Annotated in this window: 11 protein-coding genes; 7 read left to right on the top strand and 4 right to left on the bottom strand. The window is 71.8% G+C overall.

Annotated elements, in window-relative coordinates; genetic code table 11:
- Nucleotides 1-20: 20 nt before the first annotated feature.
- Both G401_RS0131270 and ligD read right to left on the bottom strand, forming a co-directional pair.
- Complete coding sequence (locus G401_RS0131270; RefSeq protein ID WP_157546617.1) at nt 21-656, bottom strand: hypothetical protein; 636 nt, start codon at nt 654-656, stop codon at nt 21-23.
- A gap of 46 nt (nt 657-702) precedes the next feature.
- Nucleotides 703-1908 carry a non-homologous end-joining DNA ligase gene (gene ligD, locus G401_RS0131265; protein WP_027345590.1) on the bottom strand — a complete coding sequence of 402 codons (1206 nt, stop codon included), beginning with the start codon at nt 1906-1908 and terminating at the stop codon, nt 703-705.
- Nucleotides 1909-2158: 250 nt separating this feature from the next.
- Between ligD and G401_RS0131260 the strand changes: the two genes are divergently transcribed.
- The 6 genes from G401_RS0131260 to G401_RS0131235 all read left to right on the top strand — a co-directional run bounded on the left by G401_RS0131260 (nt 2159) and on the right by G401_RS0131235 (nt 8619).
- On the top strand, nt 2159-4471 hold the full coding sequence (locus G401_RS0131260; RefSeq protein ID WP_027345589.1) for a HelD family protein: 2313 nt from the start codon (nt 2159-2161) through the stop codon (nt 4469-4471).
- A 216-nt stretch (nt 4472-4687) separates the two neighbouring features.
- Entirely contained in the window at nt 4688-6124 is a 1437-nt protein-coding gene (locus G401_RS0131255) for a glycosyltransferase family 39 protein (RefSeq protein ID WP_027345588.1), read from the top strand.
- 97 nt (nt 6125-6221) lie between these two features.
- Nucleotides 6222-6626, top strand: a complete 405-nt coding sequence (locus tag G401_RS49665; RefSeq protein ID WP_051367400.1) for a phosphotransferase — start codon at nt 6222-6224, stop codon at nt 6624-6626.
- A gap of 95 nt (nt 6627-6721) precedes the next feature.
- Nucleotides 6722-7459, top strand: coding sequence for a DUF899 domain-containing protein (locus G401_RS0131245; RefSeq protein WP_027345587.1), 738 nt, complete (start codon nt 6722-6724; stop codon nt 7457-7459).
- A gap of 12 nt (nt 7460-7471) precedes the next feature.
- Nucleotides 7472-7645: a hypothetical protein gene (locus tag G401_RS56295; protein WP_157546615.1), complete on the top strand. Its 174-nt coding sequence runs from the start codon at nt 7472-7474 to the stop codon at nt 7643-7645.
- Entirely contained in the window at nt 7642-8619 is a 978-nt protein-coding gene (locus tag G401_RS0131235; RefSeq protein WP_034593698.1) for a sigma-70 family RNA polymerase sigma factor, read from the top strand. The genes G401_RS56295 and G401_RS0131235 overlap by 4 nt, the downstream gene beginning before the upstream one ends.
- 48 nt (nt 8620-8667) lie before the next feature.
- Here the strand turns inward: G401_RS0131235 and G401_RS0131230 are convergent, their stop codons facing one another.
- Entirely contained in the window at nt 8668-9345 is a 678-nt protein-coding gene (locus tag G401_RS0131230) for an ArsR/SmtB family transcription factor (RefSeq protein ID WP_027345585.1), read from the bottom strand.
- A 68-nt stretch (nt 9346-9413) separates the two neighbouring features.
- Between G401_RS0131230 and G401_RS49660 the strand changes: the two genes are divergently transcribed.
- Complete coding sequence (locus G401_RS49660; protein WP_051367399.1) at nt 9414-10061, top strand: flavin reductase family protein; 648 nt, start codon at nt 9414-9416, stop codon at nt 10059-10061.
- Nucleotides 10062-10086: 25 nt separating this feature from the next.
- Here the strand turns inward: G401_RS49660 and G401_RS49655 are convergent, their stop codons facing one another.
- Nucleotides 10087-11757 (bottom strand): DHA2 family efflux MFS transporter permease subunit, encoded by a 1671-nt coding sequence (locus G401_RS49655; protein WP_051367398.1) that lies wholly within the window; start codon nt 11755-11757, stop codon nt 10087-10089.
- Nucleotides 11758-11919 lie beyond the last annotated feature (162 nt).

Raw genomic sequence — 11919 nt, 5'->3', positions numbered from 1 at the left:
TCCTCTGCTCTCCGACGACGCTACTCCTCGACGACGGCTTTGCCGATTATCAGTTCGGCGCCGTCGTCCGTCCAGACATACCCCGGGCGTACCACGATGACGCGTGCGCCGTCGCGGATGGAACCGCCGATGGAACTGTGAATTTTCCGGTCGAACCGGGTCTGTTCGCCCGCCTTCTCGACCGCTTCGAGGCCACTGCGCCGGACCCGGGCGCGTACGCGTCGCAGCAGGGCCGCCGGCTCGACCTCGTTGGCCAGCAGTTCCTCCACTTCGGCCGCCAGTTCGCCGAGTGCGCGTACGCCGTCGACCTGGGTCTGGCGAGCCTGGCGCAGCGCGGCGAGCACGATCTCGGCCAGGGCGGCCTTCTTCTCGGCGGGCAGCCGGCCGTTGAGGATGCGGTCGAGCGCGTCGGCGGGGGAGACCTCGGGCGGGGCGGGCTGATGGCGGTAGGTGCCGTCCTCGGCGACGACGCGGGGGTCGGTCTTGAGTCGTTTCTGGATGTTCTCCCAGCGGCGGGCGACCTCGATGCGCTCGATCCCCGCCTCGACCAGCCGGTCCTTGATCGCGCCGGCCTTCAGCGGCTCTCCCGCGAGTTCCAGCACCCGCCGCGCGGCCAGGTACGCATCGTCCGCGAACAGGTCGGCCAAGGAGGTCACCCGTGCACTGTAGTGGGGCGGCGGACGGCTCGGATGCTGCCGCCCGTCAGGGGAGCTGCATGCCGGCCCACGGGTTGTAGTCGATGATGAGATCCTCCTGCTCCGGCCGTTCCCCTTCGGGGACGTGCTGCAGGTTGACCCGGATGCGGTACCAGATCGAGCTGCGGCCGCGCATGCCGTCCACGAGCACGTCCGCCGGCTGGAGGTGGGCCTTGACGGCCGGGTGGCGGGCGTACCAGGTGTCGAGGGCGTCCATGGCCTCGTCGCGCGTCTTCGACCGGGCGATCTCGACCAGCGGCATGGTCGGCTGGCGGCGGCCGGTGCCCTTGGGCGGCTTCTCCGCCGGGCCGAGCTCCTTGGCCAGGGCGAGCAGCCCGTCGAGCGAGCCGGCGCTATCGCCGATGCCGGCCCAGGGGTCGCCGATGTCGGCGTACCGGTCCAGGACGGTGCCGACGGTGAACTCGGCCGGATCGCAGCCGGGCACCTCGTCCCAGGTCAGCGGGGTCGACACGCGGGCGTCCGGGACGGCGCGGACCGAGTACGCGGACGCGACCGTGCGGTCCTTCGCGTTCTGGTTGAAGTCGACGAAGACGCCTTCGCGGTCCTCCTTCCACCATTTGCTGGTGGCCAGTTCCGGCGCCCGGTTCTCGCATTCGCGGGCGACCGTCTCGGCGGCCAGGCGCAGCTGCGCGTACGTCCATTCGGGACGGACGCGGGCGTAGATGTGGAAGCCCCGCGAGCCGGACGTCTTCGGCCACGCCGTCAGGCCGTGGTCCGTCAGGACGCCGCGGGCCACCTCGGCGACCTCGACGATCTGCGACCAGCTGACGCCGGGCACCGGATCGAGGTCGATGCGCAGCTCGTCGGGGCGGTCGAGGTCCTCGGCGTGGACCGGGTGCGGGTTCAGGTCGACGCAGCCGAGGTTGATCACCCAGGCGAGGCCGGCCGGGTCGCGGACGACGACCTCCTCGGCGGAGGTGCCGGACGCGTACTTCAGCTCGGCGACCTCCAGCCAGTCGGGGCGGTTGCCGGGGGCGCGCTTCTGGAAGAAGGCCTCCTGCTCGATGCCCTTGACGAAGCGTTTGAGGATCATCGGCCGGCCGGACACGCCGCGCAGGGCGCCGTCGGCGACCGCGAGGTAGTAGTTCACGAGATCGAGCTTCGTGTAGCCGGCGGAGCGGAAGATCGGTTTGTCCGGGTGGGTGATCGTCACTTCGCGTCCGGCCACTTCCAGCACGCGGGAACTCGCCATGGGTTCACGATAGAGGAAGCGGGCCGCGCGCACCGGGCCGTGCGGTACGCGTACCGGTGCGCCGAGGGCGAAGGTGCGAAGACGGGTTTGCCGAGGAGTGCCGGGCGCCGGTATCGTATTCCGGTACAACCGAATGAGGGCACGCTGGTAGACGGCAAGCGTCAACCGCGCTTGCCACAGTGACACATCGGAGGCGGGTTTGTCAAGGTCCGGCCCAGTGACTTCCAGCCCAGCGACACACCGAGGCGAGATGACGAACGAGATCGAGCACGAGCAGGCCCACCTCACCACCCTCTACGGCCAGCTCGACCGGCTCCGGGAACGCTCGGCGACCGGGCTCGCCGAGGCGCTGCGCCGTACGGGCGGGACGCCGGGCGAGCGTACCGAGCGCGACGGGGCGGTGGCCCTGTACGCCGACCAGGTCGCGCAGTACGGCGCGGTCGAGGACGGGCTGTGCTTCGGGCGCCTGGACTTCACCGGCGACGAGACCCGCTACATCGGCCGCATCGGGATCTTCGACGAGGAGCGCGATCTCGAACCGCTGCTCATCGACTGGCGGGCCCCGGCGGCCCGGCCGTTCTACCTGGCGACCGCCGCCGCTCCGGAGGGCGTACGCCGCCGGCGGCACCTGCGTACGCGCGACCGGCGGGTGGTGGACCTCGACGACGAGGTGCTCGACCTCGACGACGCCCTCGCGCAGAAGGCCGCCGCCTCGAAGCACGACGGGCTGACCGGCGAAGCCGTGCTGCTGGCGGCGCTGGGCGCGAAGCGTACCGGGCGGATGCGCGACATCGTCGAGACCATCCAGGCCGAGCAGGACCGCATCATCCGGGCCGACGTCAACGGCGTCCTCGTCGTGCAGGGCGGCCCGGGCACCGGCAAGACGGCCGTCGCGCTGCACCGGGCGGCGTACCTGCTCTACACGCACCGGCGGGAGCTGGCCACCAGGGGCGTCCTCGTGCTCGGTCCCAACGAGACCTTCCTGCGCTACATCGGACACGTGCTGCCCTCGCTGGCGGAGACCGGCGTACTGCTGAGGACGCTCGGGGGACTGTTCCCGGGAGTGACGGCGACGCGGACCGAGAGTCCCGCGGCGGCCGCGCTGAAGGGCCGCCTGGAGATGGTGGACGTGCTGACCGCGGCGATCCGCGACCGGCAGCGCGCGCCCGAGACCTACCTGGACATCCCCATCGACCAGGACTCGCTGCACCACGACACGATCCGCCTGGAGCGCGCGGCCTGCGAGGACGCGCGCGCCCGCGCGCGGGCCACCGGCAAGCCGCACAACCTCGCCCGCGCGACCTTCGAGAACGAGCTCGTCTTCGCGCTCTCGCTGGCCTACAGCGAGGACGTGGGCCTGGACCCCTACGCCGACGACCCGCTCGGCGGCGGCGACGCGCCCGGCGACCCGCACCTGCTCGACGAGGCCGACCTCGCCGAGTTCCGCCGCGAGCTGCGCGGCGAGCCCGGGTTCCAGACCGCGCTCGACTGGCTCTGGCCGACGCTCACCCCCGAGAAGCTCCTCACCGACCTGTACGCGTCGGCCGACCGTCTCGCCGCCGCCGGCGGGGACGTCGAGCTGCTGCTGCGCGAACGCGGCGAGGGCTTCACCCCGGCCGACGTACCGCTGCTCGACGAGGCGGCGGAACTGCTCGGCGAGGACGACCGCGACGCCGTGCTGCTGGCCGAGGTGCGCCGGCGGCAGCGCAACGCGTACGCGGAGGGCGCCCTGGAGATCCTGCACGGCTCCCGGTCGATCGACCTGGAGGACGAGATCGATCCGGAGATCCTCGTCGCGGCCGACGTCATCGGGGCGCTGCGGCTCGGCGAGCGGCACGAGGAGACCGAGCGGCTGACCGCGGCCGAACGGGCGGCGGCCGACCGGCGCTGGGCGTTCGGCCACGTCATCGTCGACGAGGCCCAGGAACTGTCGCCGATGGCGTGGCGGCTGCTCATGCGCCGCTGCCCCAGCCGGTCGATGACGGTCGTCGGCGACCTCGCCCAGACGTCGGAGCTGGCCGGGGCCGGCTCCTGGGCCGAGATGATGGAACCCTACGTCGCCGACCGCTGGAGGCTCGCCGAGCTGACCGTCAACTACCGCACGCCGGCCGAGGTCATGGAGGTGGCGGCCCGCGTACTGACCGCGATCGACCCCGCGATGGTCCCGCCCCGCTCGGTACGCGACGCCGGCACCGCCCCCTGGCTGTCCGATGTGGACGAGGCGTCGCTGTCGGCGTACCTGGTGAAGGCGGTCGAGGCGGAAGTGGCGGAGGCCGACGGCGGCCGGGTCGGGGTGATCCTGCCGGCCGGCCGGCTGGCCGAGGCGGTGCACGCGCTGCCGAACGCGGCGGTCGGCGCCGACGTCGAGCTGGAGCACCCGATCGTGCTGCTGACCGTGCACCAGGCGAAGGGACTGGAGTTCGACGGAGTGGTCGTGGTCGATCCGGAGGGCATCGTCGAGGAGTCGCCGCGCGGGCTGAGCGATCTGTACGTGGCGCTGACCCGCTCGACCCAGCGTCTCGGCATCATCTGCCCCGGCAGCGTCCCCGCCCTCTTCCGCTGACCCCCGCTTCCCCTCACCACCGCGCTCCGCGCCTCGGCGCTGCCGCGCCTCGGCGCTGCCGCGCCAAGATCCGGTTTGGATCAGGGAAAACACCCGAATCTTGGGCCAAGATTACGTGGCGATCCCTGATCCAAACCGGATCTTGGCGAGCGGGGGAAATGGACTTTGTTTACCTGGTCGCTATAGGTGATCTTGTATGCCGTAGCCTGCCGAGCCATGATCGCCACAATCGCGGCTCGGCCTGCGGTTACCCTGCGCCTGCGCTTCTGGTCGCACCCGGCCGCGGCGCCCGCGACCGCCGCCCTCGCGACCGTCGCGGCCGGCCTGCCCGGGCTGGGCCGCCAGCTCGACCAGGACGAGGTCGTCACCTGGTACGCCGCCACGCTGCCGGTCCGTGACCTGCTGCCGGTGCTGCGCGACGTGGACGCGGTCTTCGCGCCCTACTACTTCCTCATGCACGCCTGGACCCGGCTGGCCGGCGCGTCGCCGCTGGCGCTGCGCGTACCGACGCTGGTGGCGACCGTGCTCACCGCGGCCCTGATCGTGGTGCTCGGGCGGCGGCTGGTGGACACGCGTACCGGCCTGATCGCGGGTCTGCTGTTCGCCGTCCTGCCGGCCGTGAGCCGGTACGCCCAGGACGCCCGGCCCTACGGTCTGGCCGTCCTGGCGGCCGTCGTGTCGACGCTCGCCCTGCTCTGGGCGGCCGACGGGATCCGGCAGCGCTGGCTGGTGTACGCGTGCACCATCCCGCTGCTCATCGGCGCGCACCTGATGGCGATCATGCTGCTCGCCGGGCATTTCGCGTACATGGTGGGGCATCGGCGGCGGTGGTGGTGGGGCGGTGCGGTACTCGTCGGCCTGCTGCCGCTGGCCCCGCTGGTACTGGTCGCCTCAGGGCAGACCGGCCAGGTCGCCTGGCTCGGTACGCCCACCTGGACCCGGCTGCCGCTGCTGCCCGGCGAGATCCTGGGAGCGGCCGCGCTCGGCGGGCTGCTGGCCGGGGTCGCGGTGATCCGCCGCCCGGCGCTGGACCGCGTGACGGCGCTGCTGGCGGCGTGGGCACTCGTCCCGCCGGCTGTCCTTTTCGCGGTGTCGTACGCCTCCCCGATGCTGCATCCGCGCTACCTGCTGTTCACGGCGCCCGCGTGGTGCCTGCTCGCCGCCCGGGCCTGCGGCGGCCGCTGGAGCGGCGCGGCCCTGGTCGCCGGAGCCCTCGTCCTCGGACTGTCCGCGCACGCCGCGTTCCGGGTGGACACGCTGGCCGGCAATCCCGACCTGCGCCGCGCGTTCGCGGCCATCTCGGCCGGGCAGGCGCCGGGCGACGGGATCCTGCACCGCGGTCCCCAGCAGAACGTCTCGCGGCTGGCGACCGGCCTCTACCTGCCGCAGCGCCGGCCCGTGGACGTGCTGATGCGCCAGTCGGCGCGGCAGCACGGCTCCTACTACGCCCTCGACTACGACGACGCGACGGCCGCCGCGGCGCTGCGGAACGTGACCCGCCTGTGGGTGGTCAGCGGGATCGAGGCGCCCGCGAAGCAGTGGCACACGATGCTCGGCGGCGGTCAGCTCGCCGAACAGCTGCGCAACCACTACACGCTCGAACGGCAGGAACACTTCCAGGGCGTCACCGTCCTGCTGCTGCGGCGTACCTGAGGGCGGCGTACCTGAGGGCGGCGTACCTGGGCAGTGGCGTACCTGGGCAGTGGCGTACCTGGGCAGGTGTGTACAGGGCGGGTGGGATGCTGGGCCGATGAGTGAGATCGTCCTCGGCGGCAAGTCCGGTGCCACCGTCACCCGCGACGCCACCACCTTCACCAAGGAGTCGGCCGACGAGGATCTCACGATCGAGGGCGTACGCCTGGAATGGTTGCGCCGCAACGGTATCCCGGCCGCCGAGGTGCTCGAGTGCCGGCCGGGCCGGCTGGTGACCGCGGCCCTGCCCGGCCTGCCCGCCTCGGCCCTGCGCACCGACGTGCGGGCCGCGCGGGCGCTGGGCGGCTTCGCCCGGCGGCTGCACGCGGTGCCGGTCGCGGACTGCCCGTTCGACCGGGGACTGGACGTCACCGTGCCGCTCGCGGAACTGCTGGCCGCGTACGGGGTGGCGGCCGATCCGGTCAAGATCGAGTTCTACCGGCTGCTCGACGAGTTCTTTTGAAGCCCCCGGCGGCCGGGCCGCCGATGAGTTTCCGGTCCTTTCCTCCTCTATATCCGTGGACGGTACGCAGCCGTCCACGAGAGGAAGGCAAGACGATGACACTTCCGCAGATCGTGTCCCCCGACGAGTGGCTGGCCGCCCGGCTGGACCTGCTCGCCGAGGAGAAGGCCGTCATGCGGGCCGCGGACGCGGTGACCGCCCGCCGGCAGGCGCTGGGCATGGTCCCGGTCGACCGGGACTACCGCTTCACCGGACCCGCGGGCGAGGCCACCCTGGCGGACCTGTTCGAGGGCCGCCGCCAGCTGCTGGTCTACCACTTCATGTTCCACCCGGACTGGGAGGAAGGCTGCCCCAGCTGCTCGTACGCGGTCGACAACGTGGGCCGCCTCGATCACCTGCACTACAGCGACACCACGTTCGCGCTGATCTCCCGGGCCCCGCTGGCGAAGCTGGACGCGTGGCGTACGCGGATGGGCTGGACGGTGCCGTGGTACTCGTCGGCGGGCAGCAGCTTCAACTACGACTTCCACGTCACCAACGATGAATCGGTCGCGCCGGTGGAATACAACTACAAGGACAAGGCCACGATGGAGGCCGAGAACCTCGGGTACGCCGTCGCCGGGGACGCCCAGGCGCTCAGCGTCTTCGTCCGGGACGATGCGGGGGAGGTGTTCCACGCGTACTCGACCTATGGACGGGGGGCCGAGGTGCTGCTGAGCACGTACCACTATCTCGACCTGACCCCGCTCGGCCGGCGGAACTACGTCAACCAGTTCCCGTACCACGACACGTACGGGACGGCCGCGGCGGCGCACGGCCACCATCACCACTGAGCGGAGATCGCCGTGATCTACTCGGAGCCGTTGCGCTGGCTGCTGCTGGTCGCGCTGTCCGCCGCCGGCCTGACCTTCGTCGGTCTCGGCCTGCGGTCCGGGCTGCGGCCGGTCGACCGGTTGACCCACGCCGCCCACTCGGTGATGGCCGCCGCCATGCTCGTCATGATCTGGCCCGCGTCATGAGCAGCGCCGTCCTGCCCGGCGGCCGCCCCTCCGACGCGGAGCAGTTCACGGTACGCGCACAGGCGTACCGGGGGGAGCTGCTGGCGTACTGCTACCGGATGCTCGGGTCGATCCACGATGCCGAGGACGTGGTGCAGGAGACGTACCTGCAGGCCTGGCGCGCGTACGCGGGCTTCGAGGGCCGGTCATCGATTCGCACGTGGCTGTACCGGATCGCGAGCCGGTTGTGCCTCAAGGAACTGGCGGGCAACGGCCGCCGGGTGACGCCGTCCGGGTTGGCCGCACCGGCCGACCCGGCGGCACCACCCGCGGGTGCCGCCGCGGAGGTGTCGTGGCTGGGGCCGGCGCCCGACGGCGCGTTCGCGGACGCGGCGGTGGTCGCCGAGGGGCGGGCGTCGATGCGGCTGGCGTTCGTCGCGGCGCTGCAGCACCTGCCGGCGCGCCAGCGGGCGGTGCTGATCCTGCGCGAGGTGCTCGCGTGGCGGGCCAACGAGGTCGCCGACCTGCTCGGAACGACGACGGCCGCCGTGAACAGCGCGTTGCAGCGCGCCCGGGCCCAGCTCGACGAGGTCGCCCCCGATCCGGACGAACTCGCCGAGCCGACCGACCCGGCCCAGCGCACGCTGCTCGACCGGTACGCGACCGCGTTCCAGAACGCCGACGTCGCCGAGCTGACGCGGCTGCTCAGCCGGGACGCGGTCTGGGAGATGCCGCCGCTGCCGACCTGGTACGCGGGCCGCCGGGCGGTCGTCGGCTTCCTCGGCAGCCGCATCCTCGCCCGCGGCGTGCACCGTCTCCAGCCCACGTACGCCAACGGCCAGCCCGCGTTCGCCACGTACCTGCGCGACGGCGACGTGTTCCGGGCGCATGCGCTGCAGGTGCTGACCGTCGGCCGGCGCGGGGTCACGCGGGTGTCGGCGTACCTGGACCCGGACCTGTTCGGGCTGGCGGGACTGCCCCCGCTCGTACGCTGACCCGCCCACTGCGTTCGAATGCGGTCTGATCGATCGCGGGGCCGGGCGTCAGGGGAGGGCGTCCCAGGTGGTGAGGGCGGCCCGTCCCGCGTCCGTGACGGCGAGGGCACGGCCCGTGCCGATCGGCACCACCCAGCCTGCCGCCCGCAGGTGGTCGCACAGCGCCGCGCCGACCGCCCCCGCCAGGTGCGGCTGCCGCTCGGTCCAGTCCAGGCACGGCCGCAGCGGCGGCCGCCGGGTCGGCGCGGGCACCTTCACCCCCAGCTCGGCCAGCCAGGCGCTGCCCGTGGGCGTCAACGCCGGCCCGTCGGTCCAGGTCACGAAGCCGTGCCGGGTCATCGCCCGCGTGATGCTCACCCCGAGCGCCCCCGCGAGGTGGTCGTAGCAGGTCCGGGCGTACGCGAGCGCGTGCCGGCGCCGGTCGTCGGCCAGCCCGGTCACCCGGCGGGCCGACACCGGTGCCGCCTGCGCCAGCGTCTCGATGAGCTGAGCGGTGTCGGCGTCGCGCAGGCGTACGTAGCGGTGTCTGCCTTGGCGCTCCTCGGCCAGCAGCCCGCCGCCGACGAGTTTGTGCACGTGCTCCGTTGCCGTCGACGGGGTGACCGCCGCCATCCGGGCCAGCTCCGACACCGTCCAGGCCCGGCCGTCGAGCAGCGCCAGGCAGAAACTGGCGCGGGTCCGGTCGGCGAGCAGGGACGCGAAGGCGGCGAGGTCGGGCGAGCTCATCCGCCGATCCTCTCGCGGCCACGGTTCGGCGGCCACCGAACCGTCGCGAACCTATTGTCGCGGTCGTGATGATCACCCCGCGCATCCTCTACTTCGGTACGCCCGTCGTGCTGCTGTCGACCGAGAACTCCGACGGTTCGGCGAACCTGGCGCCGATCTCGTCGGCCTGGGCGCTCGGCTGGACGCTGGTCCTCGGCCTCGGCGAGGACGGCCACACGGCCCGTAACCTGGCGGAGAGGCCGGACCTCGTGGTCAACCTGCCCGGGGCCGGCCAGTGGGCGGCGGTGGAACGCCTCGCCCCGCTGACCGGCGCGGATCCGGTTCCGGCCGGCAAGCAGTCCAGCCACCGCCACGTACGCGACAAGTTCGGCGCGGCGGGACTCGCGCCGATCGCGTCGGTGAGCGTACGCCCGCCGCGGGTGGCCGAATGCCCGTTGCAGCTGGAGGCGCGTACGGAGCGGATCGACCGGGCGGCCGCCGACGGCTTCTTCATCGTGCAGGCCCGGGTGTTGACCGTGCACGCCGACCCGTCCCTCGTCATCCCCGGTACGCAGCACGTCGACCCGGCCCGCTGGCATCCGCTGATCTACAACTTCCGGCACTACTTCGGGCTGGGCCGGGAACTGGGCCACAGCTACCGCTCCGAGACGCCAAGATCCCGCCTGGATCAGGGAAATCACCCGAATCTTGGTCCAAGATTACGTGCGAATCCCTGATCCAAACGGGATCAAGCCCGACGGATCAGGCGTGGGCGGTGGCGGTGTCCGAGGCGGCCGCCTCACCGGCCGGTTGCGTACCGTTCTTCTTGCGCCGCTTGACGAACAGGACGCTGAGCGCGGCGATCGCCAGGACCGTCAGCGGCAGGATCATCGTGTTGCGCATGGCCGCGGTGAACGCCTCGTGAAACGTCTTGAGTGCGAGGTCGATGATGTTCTGCGGCGTACCGGGCGGTAGCTGGGCGCCGCTCTGGCCGGCGCCGACCTCGAGGCCGGAGGACGCGGCGTTGGCGAAGCCCTCGACGAACCGGCTCTGCGCCTCGGGCGGCAGGCCGGCGGCGTTGGCCGTGGCCTTGTCGGTCAGCTGCGTGGCGAGCTGCGACTGCAGCAGCGCGCCGACCGCGGCCGAGCCGATGACCGCGCCCAGCTGCCGGGTCGTGTTGATCAGACCCGAGGCGGCCCCGGCGACCTGCGGCTGGATGTTGCGCATCGCGATCGTCTGCAGCGGCGCGAACGTGCAGCCGAGGCCGAGACCCGCGACGAGCAGGCCCGGGATCAGGTCGCCCCGGTTGGAGTCGACCTGCGCGGAGTACACCACGAGGCTCAGGCCGACCACCCACAGGCAGAGGCCGAAGAACAGGATGTACTTGCCGCCCAGCTTGTCGGCCATCCGGCCGGCGATGGGCGCGACGACCATGGAGACCAGCGACATCGGCGCGGTGGTGAGGCCGGCCTGCAGCGCGGTCAGGCCCAGCACCGACTGCAGGTAGATCACCAGCGGCAGGAACAGGCCCAGCATGCCGAACGAGATCGCCGAGACGACCCAGTTCATCAGCGAGAAGTTGCGGTCGCTGAAGATGCTGAACGGGATGAGCGGCTCGCCGTTGCGGTTGGCGTACTGCTGCCAGAAGAAGAGGCCGAGGACGACCACGCCGGCGCCGATGATCATCGGAATCGTGATCGGGCCCCAGGCCTTGCCCCAGTCGTGCGACTGGCCCTCGATCAGGCCGTAGCAGAGCAGGAACAGGCCGACGGTGGCGAGCAGCGTACCGACGATGTCCAGCTTGTGCTGCCGGTTGAGCTTCAGCTCCGGCATCACGATCACGGCCAGCACCAGGGCGAGGATGCCGATCGGGACGTTGACGTAGAAGATCCAGCGCCAGTCCCAGTTGGTGACGAGCCAGCCGCCGAGGGTCGGGCCGGCCACGGTCGCGACGCCCGCGACCGCGCCCCAGAGGCCGAAGGCGGCCCCCCGCTTCTCCGGCGGGAAGATCACCGTGATCACCGAGAGGGTCTGCGGTGTGAGCAGCGCGCCACCGACACCCTGGATGATCCGGAAGACGATGAGCTGGCTCGGGTTCTGGGCCAGACCGCAGGCGGCCGAGGCGAGCGTGAAGACCGCGAGGCCGATGATGAACAGCCGTCTCGGGCCGTAGAGGTCGCCGAGGCGGCCCGCGGTGATCAGCAGTACGGCGTACACCAGGATGTACGCATTGATGATCCAGAGGATCTGGTCGAGCGAGGCGTCGAGCTTGTCGATCATGTCCGGGATCGCGATGTTCACGATCGTGGTGTCCAGCAAGATCATGAAAAAGCCCAGGCACAGCGTGAAGAGCACCAGCCACGGGCTGTGCTTCAACACCGGTGCCCCGCCCGGAGAAGCCTTCGGCGCCTGCGCGGCCGGCTCCGTCGTCATGTGCGGATCTCCCTGTCTGATGGAAGCTTTCCGGTTGTCGGTCGCCGGGAATCGTCGCGTCGACCGTGCGTAGCAGTCACTTGCGATCATCGTCTTTCACGCGGGTGCGCGCCAGCAGATCCCGGCGGGCCCCGGCGGCGGTATATACCTATGACGCATCCG

The sequence above is a fragment of the Hamadaea tsunoensis DSM 44101 genome, from assembly GCF_000428945.1.
GTDB lineage: Bacteria > Actinomycetota > Actinomycetes > Mycobacteriales > Micromonosporaceae > Hamadaea > Hamadaea tsunoensis.
The sequence above is the reverse complement of the archived record's forward strand: the minus strand, read 5'-3'. Positions and strand labels throughout refer to the sequence as shown.